This window comes from Bradyrhizobium sp. CCBAU 25338 (assembly GCF_028128965.1).
GTDB classification, from domain to species: domain Bacteria; phylum Pseudomonadota; class Alphaproteobacteria; order Rhizobiales; family Xanthobacteraceae; genus Bradyrhizobium; species Bradyrhizobium liaoningense.
Map to the genome: position 1 here is coordinate 132,158 of NZ_LFKY01000036.1, position 23,460 is coordinate 155,617.

A 23,460-nucleotide genomic window follows, 5' to 3' on the forward strand; every position below is an offset into this window, starting at 1 on the left:
CTCATCTCGCGCTCAAAATTGCATTTTCGACGCCTCGAGCGGTTTCGCCGAGACGAAGATGCAATGGAGATCGTGATGACCCCGGCTTCCGCTGACCTGGACTACGGCTCGATCGGCGCACTCCTCGGCGACCTGCACGCGCGCAAGGTGTCTGCTTCGGAGCTGCTCGAACACACGATTGCGCGGATCGAGGCGCTGGACGGCCCGATCAACGCGATCGTCGTTCGCGATTTCGATCGCGCCAGAAACGCCGCCCGCGCCGCCGATGCCGCGCTTGGCCGCGGCGAGCGGCGGCCGCTCCTCGGGATCCCCGTGACCTTGAAAGAACCGTTCAACGTCGCCGGCCTGCCGACCACATGGGGCTTTCCGCATTTCAGGGATTTTCAACCGGCGGAGGATGCCCTTGTCGTCTCGCGATTGAAGGCGGCGGGCGCTGTCATCATCGGCAAGACCAACATCCCGATCGGCCTCAGGGACTTCCAGAGCTACAACGAGATCTACGGGACAACGAACAACCCCTGGGACCTCGGCCGGTCGCCCGGCGGCTCCTCGGGCGGATCGGGTGCGGCGCTGGCCGCAGGCTTCGGTCCACTCTCGATCGGCTCCGATATCGGCGGCTCCATCCGGGTGCCTGCGCATTTCTGTGGTGTGTTCGGTCATAAGCCAAGCCTCGGCCTGGTCCCGCTGCGCGGATACAGCCTGCCGCCGGCACCGCCCGTACCGGGCCAGGGCGATCTCGCGGTGGTCGGGCCGATGACGCGCACCGCCTCGGATCTCGCATTGGCGCTCGACGTGATTGCCGGTCCCGACGAGACGCGCGACGGGGTCGCCTATCGCCTTGCGCTGCCGGCACCGCGACATGAGCAGCTCAGGGACTTCAGGATTCTGGTGATCGACACGCACCCGCTGATGCCGACGGGCGACGCCGTGCGTTCTGCCATCGAACGACTGGCGGAACGGCTCGAACGGTCAGGCGCGCAAGTCGCGCGCTCAAACACGTCGCTGCCCGATCTCGCCGAGTCGGCACGGCTCTACATGAAGCTGTTGAACGCCGCGCGAAGCCCGCGCCTGACACCGGACGCGCTTGCGGAGGCACAAGGCGTTGCCGCGACGCTCTCACCCAGCGATCGCAGCCTGCAGGCCGAGCGCGCCCGCGGCTGGGGCATGATCCATCGCGATTGGCTGGCGGCCGATGCCGCCCGCCTGCAGCTGCAACAGAAATGGCATCAGTTCTTCCGCGAGTTCGACGCGGTGATCTATCCCGCCGCCGCCGTGCCGGCCTTTCCGCATGACCAATCGGAGCCGTTCGACGCACGGCAACTGGACATTGATGGCAAGCTCTACGATTACTCCGATGCGTGCTTCATCTGGGCCGATCCTGCCTCGACCTGCGGATTGCCGGCGACCGCGGCTCCGATCGAGCGCACGCCGTCAGGCTTGCCAATCGGCGTTCAGATCATCGGGCCGTATCTGGAGGACCGCACCACGATTGCGTTGGCCGAACTGATCGAACGCGAGTTCGGCGGCTTCGTCCCGCCGCCATCGCTATCTGCAATGCGATCCGAGAGATAGCTACGTCTTGTCAGTCGATTGCGCTTCCACCGCCTGCACGGCGACGCTCGCGACCTGCCGCAAGGCTTCGCGGTCCGCGCCCGAGGACGCCATCACGCCCATGCCGACCGACACCGCGGAGACATAACGCGCGAGCGCGGCGGGATCGGACGTTGGCTTGAGATCACCTTCGGCCTTGGCGCGAATGAAACGGTCGCGGAGCTGGTCCTCGTTCTGGGCGCGGCGCGTGGCCAATTCGAAGGGGACGTTCTCGGAGCCGGTGCCGCAGGCGATGCCGCCTTGCACCAGCAGGCAGCCGGGCGGATTGGCAGGATCGGTCTGCTTGTCGGCGATGCCCATCAACATCCGCTCGGCGACGGCGCGGGCGGTGGGCGCTGCCACCACCTCCTCCATCCAGATGTTCCGCAGCTTGGTGTAGCGGTCGAGCGCGGCCTTCAGCAGGCCTTCCTTGTTGCCGAAGCAGGCATAGAGACTGGGCGGGTTGATGCCCATGGCCTCGGTGAGCTGGGCAATGGTCGCGCCCTCATAGCCATGGCGCCAAAACACTTCCATCGCCTGGTCCAACGCCATTTCGGCGTCGAATTCGCGGGGGCGTCCCATGCCCATGTGCCTGTCTCCTCGGAATTCGCGTTCTGCAGAAGGCTTAACGTCGAATCCTAACTATTTGTTCTAATTCTACTTTCCTAGGGTCTTCCAATTCTTGCGGTATGCCGCTACAATTTTCTTAGTGAATGGTACATAAGTATCTTGCACTGCGGTATCCAGCTCCACATCTGTAGTGAACACTACATATCTGGAGCGCGCAAATGCCCCCCTCCCAAAACACCTCTCGCACCGGCCGTTTCCGCCGCCTTCTGGGCGGCGTCGCCATCGTGGGCGCCCTCGCCGTGGCCGGCTCGATGGCGACCGGCCGCTACTTTCACGCGGCGCAAGCGACGGCACCGGCCGCCGCGGCCGAACAAGCCGTTTCCGTCACCGTCGCGATGATCGAGCCACGGCAGACCGTGCTGTGGGACGACTTCTCGGGCCGGCTGGAGGCCATCCACCGCGTCGAGCTCCGTCCGCGCGTTGCGGGTGCGATCCTGTCGGCGAACTTCACCGAAGGGGCGCTGGTGAAGGCCGGCGACGTGCTGTTCAAGATTGACCCCGCCCCTTATGCGGCCGAGGTCGACAAGGCTGCAGCGCAGCTCGAAGCTGCAAAAGCGCGCGTCGTCTTCACCCAGAGCGAGCTCGAGCGCGGTGCGCAGCTCGTCGGCAACGCCGTGGTGACGCGCCGCGACTACGACCAGCGCGACAACGCCAACCGCGAAGCCATTGCCAATGTGAAGGCGGCCGAGGCGACGCTCCAGACCGCAAAGCTCAATCTCGACTACACCGAGGTGCGCGCTCCCGTGGACGGCCGCGTCGGCAAGATCGAGATCACCGTCGGCAATCTCGTCGCCGCCGGCACCGCGTCCCCGGTCTTGACTTCGCTGGTCTCGATCAATCCGATCTACGCCTCGTTCGATGCGGACGAAGAGGTCGTGCTGCGCGCGCTGAACTCGATCGCGGATGCCTCCGGCAGGCGCGGCGAGCTCGACCAGATCCCGGTCGAGATGACCACGTCGGGCGGCCTGTCCGCAAAGGGCCACATCCAGCTCATCGATAACCAGGTCAACGGCCAGAGCGGCACCATCCGTGTCCGCGCCGTATTCCGCAACGAGGACGGGCGCCTCATCCCCGGCCAGTTCGCCCGCGTGCGCATGGGCCAGCCGAAGCAGCAGGCACTGGTGATGATCGACGAGCGCGCGATCGGCACCGACCAGGACAAGAAGTTCGTGATGGCGGTCGGCGACGACAACCGCGCCGTCTACCGGCCAGTCACGCTCGGCGGCACCGTCGATGGGCTTCGTATCGTCACCTCGGGTCTGAAGTCCGGCGAGCGCATCGTCGTAAACGGACTACAGCGTGTGCGTCCCGGTGTCCTGCTCAAGACGGAGATCGCGGCAATGGGCGCGCGTCCGCAGCAAGCCGCCTCCAACCACAGCAACCAGGACGTGGTGCAACGCTAAGTCATTCCGGGGCGCGACGCAGTCGTGAACCCGGAATCTCGAGATTACGAAGCTCCGATCATCTCACCTCTGGATTCCGGGTTCGCGCGCGATGCGCGCGCCCCGGAATGACGGTGAAGCGGTCGGAGGTAGGGAAGATATTGCGCAGGGGCAAAGCCAATGAATCTCTCGAAGTTTTTCATCGACCGTCCGATTTTCGCCGGCGTGCTGTCGGTGCTGATCTTCCTGGCGGGCCTGATCTCGCTGTTCGCGATGCCGATCTCGGAATATCCGGACGTGGTGCCGCCCTCAGTCGTGGTGCGAGCGACCTATCCCGGCGCCAATCCCAAGGTGATCGCGGAGACGGTGGCAACCCCGATCGAGGAGCAGATCAACGGCGTCGAGAACATGCTCTACATGTCGAGCCAGGCGACCACCGACGGCGCGATGACGCTGACGGTGACGTTCCGGCTCGGCACCGACCCCGACAAGGCGACGCAGCTGGTGCAGAACCGCGTGCAGCAGGCCGAGCCGCGCCTGCCGGCCGTGGTACGCCAGCTCGGCATCATCACCAAGAAGTCGTCGCCCGACCTCACCATGGTCGTGCACTTGCTGTCGCCGAACGGCCGCTACGACATGACGTATCTGCGCAACTATGCGGTGCTCAACGTCAAGGACCGGCTGGCGCGGATCGACGGCGTCGGCGACGTCCAGCTTTATGGCGCCGGCGACTATTCGATGCGGGTCTGGGTCGATCCTCAGAAGGCCGCCGAGCACGGCCTGACCGCGAGCGACATCGTACGGGCAATTCAGGCGCAGAACGTCGAGGCCGCCGCCGGCGTGGTCGGCTCCTCCCCGAACGTCAGGGGTATCGACCTGCAATTGTCGGTCAATGCGGAAGGCCGGCTCGCGAACGAGGAGCAATTCGGCGACATCGTGGTCAAGACCGGCACACGCGGCGAGGTCGTACGCTTGCGCGACGTCGCGCGCGTCGAGCTTGGCGCCTCCGAATACGGCCTGCGCTCGCTGCTCGACAACAAGCAGGCGGTGGCGATCCCGATCTTCCAGGCGCCCGGCTCCAACGCGCTGCAGATCTCCGACAACGTTCGCGCCACCATGGCCGAGATCAAGAAGAACATGCCCGAGGGCGTGTCCTACCAGATCGTCTACGACCCCACACAGTTCGTGCGTTCCTCGATCGAAGCCGTCATCCACACGCTGCTGGAGGCCATCGCCCTCGTCGTGCTGGTGGTGATCCTGTTCCTCCAGACCTGGCGTGCCTCGATCATCCCGCTCCTGGCCGTGCCGGTGTCGATCGTCGGCACGTTCGCGGTGATGCACGTGTTCGGCTTCTCCATCAACGCGCTGAGCCTGTTCGGCCTGGTGCTTGCGATCGGCATCGTCGTCGACGATGCCATCGTCGTCGTCGAGAATGTCGAGCGCAACATCGAGGCGGGCCTGTCGCCGCGCGATGCAACGTACCAGGCGATGCGCGAGGTGTCGGGTCCGATCATCGCAATCGCCATGGTGCTGATCGCGGTGTTCGTCCCGCTCGCCTTCATCTCCGGCCTCACCGGGCAGTTCTACAAGCAGTTCGCGCTGACGATCGCGATCTCGACCGTGATCTCGGCTGTCAACTCGCTGACGCTGTCGCCGGCGCTGTCGGCGCTGCTGCTCAAGGGCCACAACGAGCCGAAGGACAAGCTGACGCTGGTCATGGAAAAGAGCCTCGGCTGGTTCTTCCGCGGCTTCAACAAGGCCTTCACGCGCTCCTCCGAGAACTACAGCGGCAGCGTCGGCAAGGTGATATCGGGAAAGGCCGCCGTGATGGGCCTCTACGTGGTCCTCGTCGGTATCACGGCCCTCTTGTTCCAGCAGGTGCCGAGCGGCTTCGTGCCGGGGCAGGACAAGCAGTACCTCGTCGGCTTCGCCCGCCTGCCCGATGGCGCGACGCTCGACCGGACGGAGGAAGTCATCCGCAAGATGAGCGACATCGCGCTGACCCAGCCTGGTGTCGAGAGCTCGGTGGCATTCCCGGGCCTGTCGATCTCCGGCTTCACCAACTCGTCCAACGCCGGCATCGTGTTCTCGACGCTGAAGCCGTTCGACGAACGCAAGGATCCCTCGCTCAGCGGTCCCGCCATCGCGGCCGAACTGAACAAGAAGTACGCGGGCATCCAGGAAGCCTTCATTGCCATGTTCCCGCCGCCGCCGGTCAACGGCCTCGGTACCATCGGCGGCTTCAAGCTGCAGATCGAGGACCGCGCCGGTCTCGGCTATGACGCCTTGAACGAAGCGACGAACGCATTCATGGCAGCGATGCAGAAGGCGCCGGAGATCGCCGGCGTGTTCTCGAGCTTTCAGGTCAACGTGCCCCAGCTGTTCGCCGACATCGACCGCACCAAGGCGCTTCAGCTTGGCGTACCCGTGACGGAAGTCTTCAACACGCTCCAGATCTACCTGGGCTCCTATTACGTCAACGACTTCAACAAGTTCGGCCGCACCTATTCCGTCCGGGTTCAAGCCGACGCGCCGTTCCGCGCGCGCGCCGACGACATCCGGCAGTTGAAGGTGCGCTCGTCCTCGGGCGACATGGTGCCGTTGTCCGCGCTGCTCACGATCCGCCAGAGCGCGGGTCCGGAGCGCGCGATCCGCTACAACGGCTTCCTGTCCTCGGACATCAACGCAGCAGCCGCGCCGGGTTTCTCATCGGGCCAGGCGCAGGAGGCGGCGACGCGGATTGCCGCGGAGGTGCTGCCGCCGGGCTTTGCCTTCGAATGGACCGACCTGACCTACCAGGAGTTCATCGCCGGCAATTCCGGCATCTGGGTGTTCCCGCTGGCGATCCTGTTGGTGTTCCTGGTGCTGGCCGCTCTCTATGAGAGCCTGACCCTGCCGCTCTCGATCATCATGATCGTGCCGATGGGCCTCCTGGCAGCGATGTTCGGCGTCTGGATCTCCAAGGGCGACAACAACGTCTTCACCCAGATCGGCTTGATTGTGCTGGTCGGCCTCTCCGCCAAGAACGCGATCCTGATCGTCGAATTCGCGCGGGAGCTCGAGTTCGCCGGCCGCACGCCGATCCGGGCCGCGATCGAGGCGAGCCGGCTGCGGCTGCGTCCGATTCTGATGACGTCGATGGCGTTCATCATGGGCGTCTTGCCGCTGGTGCTCTCGACCGGCGCCGGCTCGGAAATGCGGCGAGCCATGGGCGTTGCCGTGTTCTCCGGCATGATCGGCGTCACGGTGTTCGGCCTGTTCCTGACGCCGGTGTTCTACGTGCTGCTGCGGACCGTCACCGGCATGAAGCCGCTGATCCATCACGGCAGCGACATCAGCGCGGCGCCGGTCCAGGGGCCTGCCGAGTGAACCGCGTCCCGCCGCGGCGCGCCCCCGGCGGGACCAACAAGATCGGATCGATTATTTCCGGTTCTCTTCGCAGAATTTCAGCGCCGCCAGCGCCTCGCCGGCACGCGGGATCTGCATCTCGATGCTGTCGTCATCGTCGTCCTCGAAATCGAGCGCGAGGCGCTTGGCCTTGGCGAGCCGATCCATGATCGATTGATCGTAGGCGAAGATGCCGCGCACGGTGGTCTTGTCCATGACCTCCCACTTGGCCTTCTTCATGATGTCGGAGTCATCGGTGCCGAGGTCGGCCCGGAGGACCTCGCCGGCCCTATCCCATTCCCAACCATCGTAGATCATCACGATCACGATCGCCTGCTCGGAATAGGTGATCACGATGACGTAGTCGCGGTTCTCGTCATCCTTGTCCTTGTAGCCGCGGCTCGCATTGCAATGCGTGTCCTGCGCGCGCCTCTCGATGGTCCAGTCGCCGACTTTGGATTGTTGCGCAAGGGAGGGGCCGGCGCTCAAGATGCCTGCAAGCAATGCAGCGCCGCGACTGAATCGACTCATATCGGCCTCCAGCCGTCGCTCCCCGTGCTGAGATGACCACCTCTGCCGGCGGCCCGCAAGGATTTCAGTCGCCCGCACGGAACACGCCAGTGCCTAACCCCGGCGCGGCACGATTGCGATCGGAGTAGAGGTGTAAACCTCCTCGCCGTTCTGGTTGAACATGGTCCATTTCACCAGCGCTATACCCTGCGGCTTCGATTTGGACGGCGTCAGGCTCATGACCTCACCGACCAGATGCAGACGGTCGTCGGGGCGCACCGGCATCGTCCAGCGCAGGCCGTCGACACCGGCGCCAATCAGCGGATGCGGGCCGAACGGGCGGGTCTGGATTGCGAGGTTCATGGCGATCGCGGCGGTGTGCCATCCTGAGGCGGCGAGCCCCTTGAACAGGGTCGTCTTGGCGGCCTCGTGATCGAGATGCATCGGCTGCGGATCGAACTCGGCGGCAAAGCGCTTGATGTCGGCCTCGGTGACCACAACTTCGGGGGACTTGAACCGCATTCCGACGGTGAGATCGTCGAACCACTCGACCTGCGCCATGATTTTGCCTCGCAATATGGTGCGCCGCCCCGAAGAGGCGGCCCAAAGGGCTTGGGTAATAGCCGGATATAGCGGGCCCGCAGCGCGTAAACCAGCGCAGGGTTCCGCGCGAAACCCCTTTCCCGATGCGACGAAACACGCGTGAAACAGATGGCGGGTTAAGTGGTTGTCAAAATAAGTACAGGGACGGCCACCATGCAATTCATCCTCGACCTGATCTACGAATCTTCCTGCTGCCAAAACCTCGTCGCCCAGCCGCTACGGGAGGACGAACTATGATCGAGCTGATCTCAGCCCTGCTCACCCTTTGCAGCATCGGCGTCTTCGCGGCGCATGCGCTGGACGCCTACCGCTCCTCGCAATACTGACGGCCTCGGCCTTCCCGGCGCTAGAAGGGCCGCCGGTAGAAATGCTCGGAATGCGTAGCCGGCGGAAACCGGTTGGCGAGCGCAAGCGCTCCCTTCTCGTCCGTCTCGAGCGCGATCTTCTGCGCCAGCATCACGTCGCCCGGCACCAGGAAGCCTGACGGAACGAAGCACCAGCCCATCGTGGCGCGCCCTTCGCCGTCGATCTCGTGCACATTGGCGGCCGTGCCATAGTGGATGCGATAGGTTCTGCCGGTGTCGCAGCCGACAACGTCGAAAAACCGGTGCTGCTCGAACTGCGCGCGCTGTGCCGGCGACAGCCATTCGGCCAAAAGCCGGCGGCCGCGCGCATCAGGCGTGTTCTCGCCGAAGAAGCGGCGATAGAGTTCGCGCAGCGCATGCAGACGCGCACGCGCCGGCGCGCGGAGCCAAACTGCCGCGATCATGGGCAGCTCAGATCAACCGCCGACCAGGCGGGGATAGAACAGCGTTTCCTGCGCGGTCGGGTCGAACGATCGGATCCGGGTAACTTCGCCGGGCCCGGTTCGAAGAGCGGCGGTGAAGCCGGCTCCGGTCAGCTCCCGAAAGCGCCGTTCGGCTCGCGCCAGCGCTTCGGCATTGCCAGGATCAAACTCGTGGCGCGTGTCGCCAGTTTGGTCCATCACGATCTGGGTAGCCATGTTGAGTCTCCTCATGCCCAGCCCTGAACTCGATCAAAGCAAACGTCATGCCGTCAGTTCCAGTTGGCAACAACTTTCTCGCGCCGGCGCATCACTCCTTGCTGAGCAGCCCAAAACGAGACGAGATTGTCATCGCGTTCTAGGCTGTTGTTTAAGCATGATCTTTTCGGAAAACCGCTGCACACTCCTCCGGATCATGCTTTAGCGCGAGGCCGCGGCGCCTCCGCCCTCGTCGATCTGCCGGCCCATCAGCGCGATTGCCTTCTGATAGACGCCTGCAGCATTCCATGCCTCGATCGCGGCAAAATTCGGCTCGCCGGGCTGGTACCCGGCTCCCGCGCGCCAGCCATGGGCCTTGAGGAAATTCGCGGTCGAGCTCAGCGCATTGGCGGCAACTTCGAGGTTGCCGGTGCCGTAGGCCAGAATGCTCTTGGGCATGAACTGGGTCTGACCGACCTCGCCATGCATGGAGCCGCGGGTTGATCCCGACAGCGTACCGCGGTCGATCAGCTTCAAGGCAGCATAGAGCTGGTCGGTGAAGAATTCGGGCCGGCGGCAGTCATAGGCAAGGGTCGCGATCGACGACAGCATATTCTGATTGCCGCGCTGGCTGCCGAAGCCTGTCTCCATGCCCCAGATCGCGATCAAGGGTCCGGGCGGGACGCCATAGCGCTGCTCGATCGAGGCGAACAAGGCGGCATGCGACTGCTTGAGCTGCCGTCCCTTGGCAACGATGGTGGTGGCGCCGCGCTTGGCGAGGAACTGATCGAGCGTCAGCGAAAAGCTGCGCTGGCCGCGGTCGGCCGCGATCGTGGCGCTGGCATAGTTCGTCTGCATCAGGGCCGAGAGTGCGGTTGGGCCGACGCCCTTGCCCTGCGCCTCCGCGCTGAATTCGCGTTTCCAGGCCTCGAAACCCGCCGGCGAGCTGCCGCATTGCGCAGCCTCGGCCGAGGAGGCCAGGCAACCGAGCAGCGTCATTGCGCCAAAAACCGCTCCCGCAACAGCCCTGCCCCTGATCATACCAATCTCCGTCCTGTACCGCTCGGCGGCACCATCTTAACCGGTGGAACGCGCCGACTCCATGGCCGGATCATAGGACAATTCGAGGCCTTCCATATCGCCCTCCTTGCGCCATTTATCGAGCAGCCGCAGGAATGCCATCGGCCCGCGCCAATATTGGCTGTTTCTTGCCGCGATCGGATCGAACACGCCTTCGTTGTTGTAGTAGCCCGGCGTGCATTCGGCGAGATAGGTCTGCCGGCCGAGTGCGGCCCTGACGACCTCGTCGACCCAGGCGTTCTCGGCGGCAAGCGTCGGCTCCAGGGTGCGCGCCTTACGGTCTCGGGCCTCCTTGATGACATAGGCGATGTGCTGCGATTGCTCGTCGATAATGTGCGGAAAATTGGCGCTCTGTCCGGCCTGCACCGTGACGATCAGGAAGCAGTTCGGGAAACCGCGGCTGTAGAAGCCGTGCAGCGTCTTGACGCCGTCGCGCCACCGCTCGGACAGGCTCATGCCGTCGCGGCCATACACCTCGAAGCCCATGCGGCGCGCGTAATCGGTGCCGACCTCAAAGCCGCTGGCATAGATCAGGCAGTCGAGCTCGTAGGCCTTGCCGTCGACGACGACGGCATTCTCCGTGATGCGCTCGACGCCCTGCCCTTTGGTGTCGACGAGATGCACGTTGGGGCGATTGAAGGTATCGAGATATTCGTCGTGGAAGCACGGCCGCTTGCAGAATGCCTTGTACCAGGGCTTGAGCGCAGCCGCGGTCGTCTCGTCCTCGACCACCGCGTCGACGCGGGCGCGGATCTCCTCCATCTTGCGGTAATCGGCCTGCTCGATCACCTTCAGCGCCTCGTCCATCGAGGTTACCGGCTGGGGCTGACGACGCGGCGCCAGCAGGATCTCGCCGAGCAGGCCGGTCCAGCCGTCCTGCACCAGATCCTGTTCGAACGGCTCGCCTGAAATCACGGCCGTAAAATTGTCCATGCGCTCGCGCTGCCAGCCTGGCTTGAGGCTCTGCGCCCAGGCCTGATCCGTCGGACGGTCGTCGCGAATGCCGATCGCAGACGGCGTGCGCTGGAACACATAGAGCTCCTTCGCCGAACGGCCGAGATGCGGCACACATTGCACCGCGGTGGCGCCAGTGCCGATGATGCCGACGCGCTTGTCGGCGAGACCGGTCAGGCCACCGTCCGCATTGCCACCGGTGTAGCCGTAGTCCCAGCGGCTGGTATGAAAGCTGTGGCCTTTGAACGTCTCGATGCCGGGAATGCCCGGCAGCTTTGGGCGGCTCAGCGGCCCCCCGGCCAAAATGACGAAGCGCGCGCGGATGCGATCGCCCCGATCGGTCTCGACCAGCCAGCGCGCCTCCTGCTCCTGCCATGTCATCCGCGAGATGACGGTCTGAAACAGCGCGCGCTCGTAGAGCCCGAAATGACGGCCGATGCGGCGCGAATGCTCATAGATCTCGGGCGCCCGCGCGTATTTGCGCACCGGCATGTAGCCGGTCTGTTCCAGGAGCGGCAGATAGATGTAGCTCTCGGTATCGCAGGCGGCGCCGGGATAACGATTCCAGTACCAGGTGCCGCCGAAGTCGGCGGCCTTTTCCACGATACGAAAATCCTCGATGCCGGCGTCGCGCAACCGCGCACCACACAACAGACCGCCGAAGCCGCCACCGACGATGAGCACTTCGGTCGCTTCGCTGACGGCGGCGCGCGCAAATCCGGGATCGGCCCAGGGGTCGTCGAGATAGCGGCCGAATTCGCCCGTGACCTCGACATACTGCGCCTTGCCCTCGGCGCGCAGACGACGGTCACGCTCGTCGCGGTAGCGGACACGGAGCGCGGAAACATCGACCGTAGATGCGCCGGTTGTACCGGTCTTGTGTCTTTCCGCTGACATTCATCTCCTCCACCGCGAACGCTGCTTCGCCGGCAGCTCACCTCACGTTAGCTCTGAAAAAGTGCCGCATGCAATCATGCTCGCTGTTTTTTGCGTGAACGCCGCGTGGCGTTCCGCTAACCTCGCGCGCAAAATCACAAGCCTGCGCCATGCAACGACGCGGCGATCTGGAGGAGACCATGCAGGGATTGATGATGGACATGCCGCTTCTGATCAGCGGCCTGATCCAGTACGCAGCCGACTATCACGGCGAAGCGGAGATCGTCGCACGCGAGATCGAAGGCGACATCCATCGCTACACCTATGCGGACGCGCATCCACGCATCAAGCGCATGGCGCTTGCGCTCAAGCGGCTCGGCATGAATCCCGGCGACCGCGTCGGCACGCTGGCCTGGAATACCCATCGCCATTTCGAGATGTTCTACGCGGCGCCGGGCATGGGCTACGTCCTCCACACCGTCAACCCGCGGCTGTTTCCCGAACAGCTCGTCTACATCATCAATCATGCCGAAGACCGCCTGCTGTTCATCGACCGTGCCACGCTGCCGCTCGTCGAGGCGATCGCGCCGCAGCTCAAGACGATCGAGGCCTATGTCGTGATGTCCTCGCGCGAGCGCATGCCCGAGACGAAGCTCGCGAACGTCCATTGTTACGAAGAGCTTCTGGAGAAGGAGAACGAGGCCGGCTTCGCCTGGCCGGAGTTCGACGAGAAGTCCGCCTCGACCATCTGCTACACGTCGGGCACGACGGGTAATCCCAAGGGCGTGATCTACTCGCACCGCGCCGCGATCCTGCAGACGATGACCTGCTGCAATTTCGACTTCCTGCCGGGCCATGTCGAGGGCGTGCGCGAGGTGATGATGCCGATGGCGCCCCTCTTCCACGGCAATGGCTGGAACATGCCGTTCACGGCTCCCTATACCGGCTCGAAGCTGGTGCTGCCCGGCCGCAACTACGAGCCCGACAAGCTCTATGAATTGCTCGAGGGCGAGAAGGTCACGCTCTCGGCGGGCGTGCCCAGCTTCTGGCTGATCCTGCTCGACTGGCTCGGCCGCACCGGCAACAAATTCTCCACGCTGCGCGCAACGTTGTCGTCCGGCTCGGCGCCTCCGCGGGCGATGGTCGAGAAGCTGAAGCGCGAATATGGCATCGACTATATCCAGGCCTGGGGCATGACCGAGGCTTTGGGCTGCTCGATGCCGGGCTTGCGGCCCGGCTCGGAGCACCTCAGCGAGACGGAGAAATTCGACCGACGCCAGGTCTCGGGCCGGGCCTGTTTCGGCACCGCCTTGCGCATCGTCGACGATGCCGGCAACGAGCTGCCGCGCGACGGCAAGACCGTCGGTCATCTGCGCGCCCGTGGCCCCTGGGTCGCTTCCGGCTACATGAAGCTGGAGGAAGGCCTCGATCGCGACGGCTGGCTGATCACCGGCGACATGGCGGTGATCGACCCGCAGGGTCACGTCACGTTGACCGACCGCTCCAAGGACGTGATCAAGTCCGGCGGCGAGTGGATCTCGTCGATCCAGCTCGAGGACATTGCCTTGTCTCACCCCGACGTGCTGCAAGCTGCCGTCGTCGCGATCGCGCACGAGAAATGGCAGGAGCGCCCCCTGCTCCTCGTCGTCCGCAAGAAGGGCGCGACCGTCGACGGCAAGACGCTGCTCGACCATATGCGTCCAAGGATCGCGAGCTGGTGGATGCCGGACGCGGTGGAATTCCTGGACGAATTCCCGATGACCGGCACCGGCAAGGTGCTGAAGTCGGCTCTGCGCGAGAAGTTCAGGGAGTACCGCGTCGCGTGACGCGACGCATCACCGCGCGGAAGTCCGCGCCGCCCCTCGATCCAGGAGACGAAAGATGCTCTACCCGATGTCGCCCAAAGTCGTCGAACTCAAGCGCAAGCTCGAAAGCTTCATGGACCGGCACATCTATCCGAACGAGGAGCGCTTCTATCGCGAGGCCGAGGAGCTCGGGCCGTGGAAGGTCTATCCCGTCGTCGAGGAGCTGAAGCCGCTGGCGCGCGCCGAGGGGCTCTGGAATCTGTTCCTGCCGGAGTCCGGCCACGGCGCGGGTCTTTCCAATCTCGAATATGCCCCGCTCTGCGAGGTGATGGGGCGCTCGCACCTCGCGCCCGAGGTGTTCAACTGCTCGGCGCCCGACACCGGCAACATGGAGGTGCTGGAGCGCTACGGCACCGAGAAGGACAAGGAGCGTTGGCTGAAGCCGCTGCTTGCAGGCGAGATCCGCTCCTGCTTCGCCATGACCGAGCCCGCGGTCGCCTCGTCGGATGCGACCAACATCGAGAGCTCGATCGTGCGCGACGGCGACCATTACGTCATCAACGGCCGCAAATGGTACACGACGAATGCGACCGACCCGCGCTGCAAGATCTGCATCTTCATGGGCAAGACCGATCCCGACAATCCTGACCGCCACAAGCAGCAATCCATGATCCTGGTGCCGATGGACACGCCCGGCATCGAGGTGAAACGTCCCCTGCCCGTGTTCGGCTTCTACGGCGTGCCCGACCGCGCCTCCGAAGTGGTGTTCACCAATGTGCGCGTGCCCAGGGAAAACATGCTGCTCGGCGAGGGCCGCGGTTTCGAGATCGCACAGGGCCGCCTCGGGCCCGGCCGCATCCATCACTGCATGCGCCTGATCGGCCTGGCCGAACGCACGCTGGAGAAGATGTGCCGCCGCGTGCGCAGCCGGGTCGCCTTCGGCAAGCCGGTCTCGGAGCAGACGGTGACGCAGGAGCGCATCGCGGAAGCCCGCATCATGATCGAGCAGGCCCGGCTGCTGACGCTCAATGCCGCCTACGCGATGGACACGGTCGGCAACAAGGTGGCGAAAGCCGAAATCGCCATGATCAAGGTCGCCGTGCCCAACATGGCCTGCCAGATCATCGACTGGGCGATCCAGGCGCACGGCGGCGGCGGCACCTCAAATGATTTCGGCTTGACCCAGGCCTACGCCACCGCCCGCCTGCTGCGGCTTGCCGATGGGCCGGATGAGGTTCACCGCAACCAGATCGCACGGTTCGAGCTGAAGAAATATTCGAACGCGTAGCTGGGCATTGTCTGTTTCGCTAACCGGCGGCGGCGACTTTCTTCCTTCTCCCCTTGTGGGAGAAGGTGGCGCGAAGCGCCGGATGAGGGGTATCCATCCGCACGCACGAATTTAGAGTTTCGCGCGCGGAGACATACCCCTCACCCGAGTTAGCTTTTGTCTACGAGCGCAGTTGCCCTCTCCCACAAGGGGAGAGGGCGCAATAATGCGCAGCGTCTCAGCCTCAATTCACCACATACACATCAGGGTCGGCACTCGAGCTCGGCTTCTTGAAGGCGTTGCGCAAGGCCGGAGACATCGGGACGTTGTAATTGAGGCCGTTCGGCGGGGTCGGCGATTGCAGCCACTTCTTGTAGAGCACCTCGATCTCCGGGCTTGCATAGAGCTCCGCTGTTGCGCGGTCGGCAAGCGCCTTGAATGGCGCGTCCTCCCGCCGCAGCATGATGCCATACGGCTCCGGCTTCGAGAACGCCTCCTCGCTGATCATGTAAGCTTGCGGCTCCTTCGACCGCGCGATGGCGACGGCGAGCTGCACGTCGTCGAGCGCGTAGGCCTGGGCGCGGTCGGTCTCCAGCAACAGGAAGGCCTCGGCCTGGTCCTTGGCCGGCATCAGATTGATACCGAGATTGCGCTCGGTGTTGACCTTGGCAAGCTGCGCCAGGTTGACCGATCCCGCCACCGCCGTGACCGCCTTGCCCTTAAGATCGTCGATGGTGTTGATCTTAGCGGCCTTCTTGGCCGCGAACCGCGTCGCGCTCAGGAAATGCGTGTTGGTGAAGGCGACCTGCTTCTGGCGGTCGGCATTGTTGGTGGTCGCCGAGCAATGCAGATCGAGCGTGCCGTTGACCATCAAGGGGATCCGGTTCGACGAGGTCACGGCGAGAGTGTCGACGGCGATGTCGGGCATGCCGAGCTGCTTCTTCACGGCCTCGACGATCTTGAAACAGATGTCCATGGCAAAGCCGACCGGCTTCTGGTTGCCGTCCAGATAACTGAAGGGGACCGAGGCCTCCTGGTAGCCCAGCGTGATCTTCTTGCTCTCCTTGACCTTCTGGAGCGTGCCCGTGAGGTCTTCGGCTGACGCTGCGCCCGCAAGACATGTCAGGGCCAGGATAAGGGTGGGTAGACGCATCGGCTGCTCCTGGATGGGTCGTCGACCGGGGTCGAGACGAGATCGCGGAGGTCATAACCGACACATGCAGCGTCCACCAGACGGGACAGCGACTACCAGCTATCGCGCTTTTCGATATGGCCCGAACGGGAGGCGCTTCACTGACATGTCAGCTGCTGTTCGAACCAGCCGCTCAAGCGGTCCGACAGCGGTGGCCAGATCCGCTGGAAGTTCACGAGCTTGCCCACGCCGGTCCGATACAGCGCCCGCAACTCCCGCTCGATGGCCGGCAGGTCAACGCCGGAACAGACTCCGTCCCTCACGATCGTCTTGCCGGCGACGACGACCTCCTTCACCAGGGACGCATTGCCGCGCGCGAACAGCAGCGCCATGGGGTCGACCGGCATGATCCGGTCGCGGTCGAGCCGCTCGAGATCGATCACGACGTAGTCGGCCGGGCTTCCGGTATCGAGCTCGCCGCTCCCGGGCGCGCCGGTGGCGCGACGCCCATTGCGGATGGCCAGCGAAAACATCTCGGCCGGCGTCCACGTCTGCTTGAAGCCGAGGCCGCCATGGGCCATCTGCACTAGCCTCATTTCTCGCAGGATGTCGTCGTCCTCGTCCAGCGCCAGCCCGTCGACGCCGACAGCGATGGCGCAGCCGCATTTGTGCGCGGCGGCAATCGGAGCGAGCCCCGAACGCAGATGCATGTTCGAGCTGAAATTGGTGACGATGCGCGTACCGGAGGCCGCGATCATCTCCAGCTCATCCGCGCGGGCGTGGATACAGTGCGCCAGCGTCAGCCGCTCTGAGAGGAAGCCAATGTCGCGTAGCCAGCGCACCATGTCCGGAAAATTCTGATCGGCCCAGGCGCGCTGGTACACGGTCTCCAGCAGATGCATGTGGATCCGGCGACCGGTCCGCGCCGAATTCTCCGCCACCGCTTCCAGCAGCGGCTTCGAGCACCATTGGACGCCGGCAGGCCCGAGCTGCACGTCCACCATCGGACCGGCGATGGCCGCGGCAATGGCGTCCGTAAGTTCAATGTACGCCTTTGGCGACATCGGCGCGCGGACGAACAGCTCCTCGACGGTCTTGCGATCATGGCCGGAGAGACCCGAGAGCACCGGCTCGGCATCACCGTAGACGATCGGATTCTGGTCACGCACGGCCATCGCAAACGCGATGCGGATGCCGACGTCTGACGCAGCCTTCGCGATGGCTTTCGCCTCGTCGACCAGGGGCATCGTCCCGCTCGGACGCGTGTAGTGGACCATCATCGCCGCGCAGCCGGCCCTGGCGGAACGCGCCAATGCGGAGGCCGCGGTCAGATAGGGATCAACAGGCGTGCCCAGCGCGGTGCGCAGGATCCAGCTTTCCAGGGGCATGCCGACCGCGCCGAAGGACGATGCGGTGGCACGGGCGTGGTCATGGGCGTTGACGAAGGCCGGGATGACGAAGGAGCGAGGTCCCGGACCCGCTCCTTCCGCGATTTCGGTGATGACGCCGCCATCGTGCCGCAGCACGACGTTGTCGCTGACACCGAGTTCAAGGCCACGAAACAGGCAGCTTGCCGAAATCTCCGTGGCCATGGCCGTCGCTCCAGGATCAGTTGGCCGTATACATCAGCTCCCGCTCCGCGCGGGGCGGCAGGAATTCGCGCGAGAACACCTCCGCCGGCGTCGGCGCACGGGCGAGCTGATAGCCCTCGACCACGATGCCGATGGCGCGTGCCATGCGGTCATCCTTGATGTCGCCGATGCCTATCTCCTTCATCTCCGGCGAGACGATCAGCTTCTCGAAGGAATATTGCAGCCGGCGCTTCTCGACATCGGCGTTGATGAGGTTGTCATAGTTCATCGCCGCCTTCATGCCGGCATTCTGGTCCTTGGCAACCGCGATCGCACCCTTGTTGATGGCGCGAACCAGGCCCGCGACGGCCTTCGGGTTCGAGGCGATCAGCTTGCGGGAGACCATCACACCATTCGAATAGAGATCGAGGCCGTACTCACCGAACGAGAACCATTTGAAATCCTTGTCCGGATCCTGACGATTGAGCACCAGGTTGAAATAGCTGGTGATGTTGAAGACGAGCGCAGCATCGATGTCGCCCTTGATCAGCATCGGCTCCTGCAGGTTCGGCGCCATGTTGGAGATCTTGATCTTCTCGCCGTCGAGACCGTTCTTGCGGGTGAACACCGGCAGGAGGCGCGTCGTCGGCGTGCCCTGCGCGCCGCCCAGCGTGTGGCCTTCGAAATCCTTGATGGTGTTGATGCCGCTGGTCTTCTTGGCGACGATCGCGAACGGCGGCTGGTTCCACATCATGTAGACCATGACGGGCGCCTCCTGCGGCTTGGTCGAGGCGTTCTGGATGATGGCATTGACGTCGCCGAAGCCGGCGTCATAGGCGCCGGACATCACACGCGTGACGGTGGCGCCGGAGCCCTCGCCCTGGTCGATGATGACGTTGAGGCCTTCCTCCTTGAAGAAGCCGTTGTCCTTGGCATAGAAGAACGCGGCGTCGCTGCCCTGGGTCTTCCAGCCCAGCGTGAACTTGATCGTGGTTTCTTCCGCCGTGGCGGCTCCTGCGGACAGCGCCAATCCCACCAGCGCCGCACTTAACTTCCTCAACATCGAGACCTCCTCAGCTTCATTGCATGACGGTTCAGGAATTTCAGGTTGCGATCACGTCGTTCTTGCGCGTGGCCCAGCCGGTGACCCGCCCCTCGATCAGCGAGAACACGACGTAGAGTGCGACGCCGAGCCCGGCGAGCACGAACAGGCCGGCGAAGACCAGCGGCACGTTGAAATTGGAGGACGCGGTCATCATGACGTTGCCGATGCCGCGGTTGGAGGCGACGGTCTCCGACAGCACCGCGCCGACGAAAGCGTAGGAGATCGCGACCTTCAGCGAGGCAAAGAAGAAGGGCATGGTCCTGGGCAGGCCGACGTTCCAGAGGATGTCGAGCTTGCTGGCGCCGAGCGCCTTCAAGACGTCCTCGAGTTCGGGCTCGGTGGTCGCAAGGCCCGTGGCGATATTCACGACGATCGGGAAGAAGCAGATCGACAGCGCGGTCAGCACCGCCGGCACCGTGCCGGAGCCGAACCACAGCACGAAGATCGGCACCACCGCGACCTTGGGGATCGAGGAGAAGCCGATCAAGAGCGGATAGCAGGTGTCATAGGCCGTCTTCGACACGCCGATGATGGCGCCGAGGGCGACGCCGAGCGCGACACCGAGGACGAAGCCGAACATCGTGGTCGCCAGCGTCTGCACGATGTGCGGCCAAAGCACCGGAAAGCGCTGGTACAACGTCAAGAACACCTGCGAAGGCCGCGGCAGCACGAGATCCGACATGCCGGTCATCAGGCAGAACAGCTCCCAGGCGACGAAGAACAACACGATCAGCCCCGCCGACCACGCCTTCTGCCTGACATCGATCCCGAACATCAGCCTGTCCCCTGCTCAGCCGCGCTGCGCGCATCCTCGATGAAGGTCCGCAGCTTCTGGTTCAGCGCGACGAATTCCGGCTCGAAGGTCATGGCGACCGTGCGCGGCCGGGCAAATTCGACGCGGCTGTCGTCGAGGATGCGGCCGGGACGCGCGCTCATCACGCAGATGCGACTGGCGAGAAAGCCGGCCTCGCGCAGATCGTGGGTGACCAGCAGCACAGTCGGCTTGTGCGTCATCCAGAGGTTCTGCAGGATCGCCCACAGCTCTTCGCGGGTGAACTGGTCGAGCGCGCCGAACGGCTCATCCAGCAGCAGCATGCGCGGCTCGTGGATCAGGGCGCGGCAGAGATTGGCGCGCTGGAGCATGCCGCCGGAGAGCTGCCAGGGGTAACGGCTGCCAAAGCCCTTGAGGCCGACCTGCTCCAGCAGCGCGTTGGCCTTGTCGCGGAATTCCGTCCTGCGCAGCTTCCGGAAATTCGAGCGGAACGGCTCGACGATCTTCAGCGGCAGCATGATGTTCCGCTCGATCGTCATCCACGGCAGCATGGTCGGATTCTGGAAGGCCATGCCGACCCGCATCGCGCGCGCCGCGACTTCGCGGCCGCCCACGATGACGACGCCGCTGGTCGGCTGCACGAGGCCGCTGACGAGACGCAGAATGGTCGATTTGCCGCATCCTGATGGGCCCACCAGTGCGACAAACTCGCCGTCGGCGATCTTCAGCGTGGTCTTGGACAGGGCGGGCACGGCGCGGTCGCCGCGCCCAAAGGTCACGGAAGCCTCGGACAGCTCGATGGCCGTGGCGCCTTCGGGAACGGGCTGGCCGTCGAACTGGGCGTTGGGTTGCATGCGCATCACAGCAAAAGTGCATGCAAGCTGGGTGCCAGTCTGCGGTCCCCGCAAATTCAATGATTTGCCAAATGTCCGCGGTGCCCGGCCGGATTCCATTTAAGCAATCTCGGCATCAAACTGCATGCAATTGGAGCGCCGGATCGCTGCAGGACTGTGCTAAAGAGAGGCTTCGACCCACCCCAAGGATTCGCCGATGGCGGCGCGCCACAGCAGCAAGACTTCTGAATCGTCGGACAAGGTCAGCGTGATCTGCCGCGCGCTCAGGCGCGCGATCATCGAGCAGGCGCTGGAGCCCGGCGCAAAGCTGCCGGAGGATGCACTCGGCGAGCGTTTCGGCGTCAGCCGCACCATTGCCCGCCATGCGCTGGGCCAGCTCGCAGCGGAAGGCCTCGTCGAGCTGCGCCGCAACCGGATCGCGGTGGTGGCAACGCCGAGCTGGCAGGAGGCGCGCGATGCCTTCGACATCCGCATCGAGCTCGAACGGCTCGTCGTGCGCCAGCTCGCGGGCAAGCTGACCAAGGCGCAGATCGCCGAGTTAAACGCCCATGTCGACGCCGAGGATCGCGCGCGCGGCGGCACGGATGCGGTCTCGATCCGGCTCGCCACCGAATTCCACATCCTGCTCGCGCACATGACGAACAGTCCGATCCTGGTGCGCTATGTCAGCGAGGTCGCCTATCGCTGCTGCCTGACGCTGTCGCTCTACAGCCGGCCGCATTCCAGCGAATGTGCTATCAACGAGCACCGCGCCATCATCGCCGCGCTCGCCAAGGGCGACGAGGCCAAGGTGATGGAGCTGATGCATCATCACCTGGATTCCGTGGCCAATCGCGCGCTGGTGGCCCCTACCCCCCAGCGCGGCCGGGATCTGCTCGATATCCTCGCCCCCTATGCCGACGAGGTGACCAGCGATCGCGTCGTCAAGCTGCCGAAAATCGCGCGGAGGGGCTAAGCCTCGATGCCGCGCTGAACGAGGATGCGCTCGGCGCTGTCGTTCCACACGTCCATCTTCACGATCTGACCACCCCGGACGACGAAGCGATCGACGTAGCGATTGCCCTCGAATGGCGTGCCATCCATCCACTCGCCGTAGAGCGTGCCGACGCTGTAGACGACGGTCTCGTCCGTACCGGGGCAGACATCGAAGCGGTCCATCTTCTTCACCCAGCGATAGCGCCTGGCGTTGAAGCCGGTCGGCCCGCGCGGATGATCGAACTCGCGCCCGCCGGTAAACGTGATCACCGTGCCCGGCTTCATATAGGCCGCCGCGGCATCGGGATCGGGAATCATCGACGCCGTAAGATAGGCTTCGACGATCTCGGCGTCGGTCATCGGACGTTCGGCTTGTGCGGGGGCGGACATGGCGGGTTCTCCAAGCGGGAGATATCTTACGATCCATGGGCCAAAGTGCATGCACATTTTTTGAACATTCGAGCGGCATAAGTGCACACAATCTGGAGCTGCCTGCTCCGCCAGCTTCGGCTAGCTTGCCAAAGCTGAATTTGACGCCATGACCGCCGAGCCCGCCTTCGACCTGATCTTCCGCAACGCGCTGTTGCGCTCATCCGCCGCACCCGTCGATATCGGCGTGAACGGCGGCCGCATCGCCGCGATCGAGCCGAAGCTGACCTGCGAAGGGCTTGGCTGCGAGGCCGTCGAGGTCGAGGTCGGCGGCCACCTCGCCCTGCCCGGCTTTGTCGATACCCACATCCATCTCGACAAGGCCTGCCTGCTCGGCCGCTGCGGGCACGATCACGGCAGCGTCTCGGAAGCGATCCGCGCCGTCGCCGGGATGAAGAAGGATTTCACCGTCGAGGACGTCTACGCGCGCGGCGCAAGAGTGCTCGAACGCGCCATCGTGCACGGCACCACGCGCATGCGCACGCATGTCGAGATTGACCCGCGCATCGGCTTGCGCGGATTTGAGGCGATCAAATCGCTCAAGCGCGACTACGCCTGGGCGGTCGATCTCGAACTCTGTGTCTTTCCGCAGGAGGGCCTGACCAACGATCCCGGAGCCGAGGAACTGCTGATCCAGGCGCTGCGCAACGGCGGCGAGGCCATCGGCGGCTGTCCCTACATGGACACCGACCCGAACGCGCATCTCGCGCGCATCTTCGATCTCGCTGAGGAATTCGACGTCGACGTCGATCTCCATCTCGATTTCGACCTCGACCCCTCCTGGTGGCATCTCGACGAGGTCTGCCGCCAGACCGAGCGGCGCAACTACGGGGGACGCGTGGCGATCGGCCACGCTACGAAGCTGTCGGCTTTGCCGCCGGAGCCGCTGAAAGCTGCCACCGCGCAGCTGGCGAAGGCCGGCGTTGCCGTCACCGTGCTGCCCGCGACCGATCTCTATCTGATGGGGCGCGAGGCCACCCACAACGCGCCGCGCGGACTGACGCTCGCCCACAAGCTTGCGGGCGACGGCGTCGTGTGCTCGGTCGCGACCAACAACGTCCTCAATCCCTTCACGCCGTTCGGCGACGCCTCGCTGCTGCGGATGGCGAATTTCTACGCCAATGTCGCACACGCCTCGGTGAGCGATTTCGACACCTGCCTCGATCTGGTGACCGAGCTGCCGGCCCGGCTGATGAACCTTGGCGATTACGGCATCAAGGTCGGCAATCCCGCCGACCTCATCGTGCTCGATACGCAAGACAGCCGCTTCGCTGTCGCCGAGTTGCCCGATGTCCTGATGGGCTTCAAAGGCGGCCGACAGACATTTGCACGGCAACGGCCTACCCTGTTCACTCGCAGGAGCTGAGAGCGGTTCTGCTCATATCCCGAACATCGCGCGATGCTGCACGCGGGCGTTCCGAGTCGGTCATCACGACGTCCGGACACCTGCCTGGCCATGGAGTTTTATTTTACCGCCGGACCGAGCCCGCCCGAGACCGGTAGAATCCCGGACCGTAGCCGAACGCGTTGCGAGGCCGGCGACGCCGACCATAACT

The 23,460-nt window shown here is 64.4% G+C and carries 20 protein-coding genes; 7 read left to right on the top strand and 13 right to left on the bottom strand.

Annotated features, from left to right (window positions below):
- Positions 1-63: 63 nt before the first annotated feature.
- Positions 64-1,572, top strand: a complete 1,509-nt coding sequence (locus tag ACM42_RS17270) for an amidase (RefSeq protein ID WP_271529080.1) — start codon at positions 64-66, stop codon at positions 1,570-1,572.
- Here ACM42_RS17270 and ACM42_RS17275 read toward each other — a convergent pair whose 3' ends face one another.
- A complete protein-coding gene (locus tag ACM42_RS17275) occupies positions 1,573-2,178 on the bottom strand; it encodes a TetR/AcrR family transcriptional regulator (RefSeq protein WP_271529082.1) in 606 nt (201 codons plus the stop codon).
- Between the two features lie 200 nt (positions 2,179-2,378).
- Between ACM42_RS17275 and ACM42_RS17280 the strand changes: the two genes are divergently transcribed.
- Together ACM42_RS17280 and ACM42_RS17285 are read left to right on the top strand one after the other, a co-directional pair.
- Positions 2,379-3,623, top strand: coding sequence for an efflux RND transporter periplasmic adaptor subunit (locus ACM42_RS17280; protein WP_271529083.1), 1,245 nt, complete (start codon positions 2,379-2,381; stop codon positions 3,621-3,623).
- Between the two features lie 159 nt (positions 3,624-3,782).
- Complete coding sequence (locus ACM42_RS17285; RefSeq protein WP_271529084.1) at positions 3,783-6,971, top strand: efflux RND transporter permease subunit; 3,189 nt, start codon at positions 3,783-3,785, stop codon at positions 6,969-6,971.
- A gap of 51 nt (positions 6,972-7,022) precedes the next feature.
- Here the strand turns inward: ACM42_RS17285 and ACM42_RS17290 are convergent, their stop codons facing one another.
- The 6 genes from ACM42_RS17290 to ACM42_RS17315 all read right to left on the bottom strand — a co-directional run bounded on the left by ACM42_RS17290 (position 7,023) and on the right by ACM42_RS17315 (position 12,015).
- Complete coding sequence (locus ACM42_RS17290) at positions 7,023-7,520, bottom strand: hypothetical protein (RefSeq protein WP_271529085.1); 498 nt, start codon at positions 7,518-7,520, stop codon at positions 7,023-7,025.
- Positions 7,521-7,613: 93 nt separating this feature from the next.
- Positions 7,614-8,060: a MaoC family dehydratase gene (locus ACM42_RS17295; RefSeq protein ID WP_271529086.1), complete on the bottom strand. Its 447-nt coding sequence runs from the start codon at positions 8,058-8,060 to the stop codon at positions 7,614-7,616.
- 388 nt (positions 8,061-8,448) lie between these two features.
- Positions 8,449-8,871, bottom strand: a complete 423-nt coding sequence (locus tag ACM42_RS17300) for a hypothetical protein (RefSeq protein ID WP_271529087.1) — start codon at positions 8,869-8,871, stop codon at positions 8,449-8,451.
- A 12-nt stretch (positions 8,872-8,883) separates the two neighbouring features.
- On the bottom strand, positions 8,884-9,105 hold the full coding sequence (locus ACM42_RS17305) for a hypothetical protein (RefSeq protein ID WP_007592399.1): 222 nt from the start codon (positions 9,103-9,105) through the stop codon (positions 8,884-8,886).
- 201 nt (positions 9,106-9,306) lie between these two features.
- Positions 9,307-10,125, bottom strand: a complete 819-nt coding sequence (locus ACM42_RS17310; RefSeq protein ID WP_271529088.1) for a lytic murein transglycosylase — start codon at positions 10,123-10,125, stop codon at positions 9,307-9,309.
- Positions 10,126-10,161: 36 nt separating this feature from the next.
- A complete protein-coding gene (locus ACM42_RS17315; RefSeq protein ID WP_271529089.1) occupies positions 10,162-12,015 on the bottom strand; it encodes a flavin-containing monooxygenase in 1,854 nt (617 codons plus the stop codon).
- A 179-nt stretch (positions 12,016-12,194) separates the two neighbouring features.
- Between ACM42_RS17315 and ACM42_RS17320 the strand changes: the two genes are divergently transcribed.
- Positions 12,195-13,820, top strand: a complete 1,626-nt coding sequence (locus ACM42_RS17320) for a long-chain fatty acid--CoA ligase (protein WP_271529271.1) — start codon at positions 12,195-12,197, stop codon at positions 13,818-13,820.
- A gap of 55 nt (positions 13,821-13,875) precedes the next feature.
- The gene (locus tag ACM42_RS17325) at positions 13,876-15,087 is read left to right on the top strand and encodes an acyl-CoA dehydrogenase family protein (protein WP_271529090.1); all 1,212 of its coding nucleotides are present in this window, start codon (positions 13,876-13,878) and stop codon (positions 15,085-15,087) included.
- A 223-nt stretch (positions 15,088-15,310) separates the two neighbouring features.
- Here ACM42_RS17325 and ACM42_RS17330 read toward each other — a convergent pair whose 3' ends face one another.
- The 5 genes from ACM42_RS17330 to ACM42_RS17350 all read right to left on the bottom strand — a co-directional run bounded on the left by ACM42_RS17330 (position 15,311) and on the right by ACM42_RS17350 (position 20,506).
- Complete coding sequence (locus ACM42_RS17330) at positions 15,311-16,219, bottom strand: amino acid ABC transporter substrate-binding protein (RefSeq protein WP_271529091.1); 909 nt, start codon at positions 16,217-16,219, stop codon at positions 15,311-15,313.
- A 137-nt stretch (positions 16,220-16,356) separates the two neighbouring features.
- Entirely contained in the window at positions 16,357-17,790 is a 1,434-nt protein-coding gene (locus tag ACM42_RS17335) for an amidohydrolase family protein (RefSeq protein WP_271529092.1), read from the bottom strand.
- A gap of 16 nt (positions 17,791-17,806) precedes the next feature.
- Positions 17,807-18,832 (bottom strand): ABC transporter substrate-binding protein, encoded by a 1,026-nt coding sequence (locus ACM42_RS17340; RefSeq protein ID WP_271529093.1) that lies wholly within the window; start codon positions 18,830-18,832, stop codon positions 17,807-17,809.
- A gap of 40 nt (positions 18,833-18,872) precedes the next feature.
- Positions 18,873-19,649, bottom strand: coding sequence for an ABC transporter permease (locus ACM42_RS17345; RefSeq protein ID WP_271529094.1), 777 nt, complete (start codon positions 19,647-19,649; stop codon positions 18,873-18,875).
- Positions 19,649-20,506, bottom strand: coding sequence for an ABC transporter ATP-binding protein (locus ACM42_RS17350; RefSeq protein WP_271529095.1), 858 nt, complete (start codon positions 20,504-20,506; stop codon positions 19,649-19,651). The genes ACM42_RS17345 and ACM42_RS17350 overlap by 1 nt, the downstream gene beginning before the upstream one ends.
- Before the next feature lie 190 nt (positions 20,507-20,696).
- Between ACM42_RS17350 and ACM42_RS17355 the strand changes: the two genes are divergently transcribed.
- Entirely contained in the window at positions 20,697-21,455 is a 759-nt protein-coding gene (locus tag ACM42_RS17355; protein WP_271529096.1) for a GntR family transcriptional regulator, read from the top strand.
- Here the strand turns inward: ACM42_RS17355 and ACM42_RS17360 are convergent.
- Positions 21,452-21,865, bottom strand: coding sequence for a nuclear transport factor 2 family protein (locus ACM42_RS17360; RefSeq protein ID WP_271529097.1), 414 nt, complete (start codon positions 21,863-21,865; stop codon positions 21,452-21,454). The two genes, ACM42_RS17355 and ACM42_RS17360, sit on opposite strands and share 4 nt — an antisense overlap.
- A gap of 148 nt (positions 21,866-22,013) precedes the next feature.
- Here ACM42_RS17360 and ACM42_RS17365 point away from each other — a divergent pair, with 148 nt between their 5' ends.
- On the top strand, positions 22,014-23,270 hold the full coding sequence (locus tag ACM42_RS17365; RefSeq protein WP_271529098.1) for an amidohydrolase family protein: 1,257 nt from the start codon (positions 22,014-22,016) through the stop codon (positions 23,268-23,270).
- The last annotated feature ends 190 nt before the right edge of the window (positions 23,271-23,460 follow it).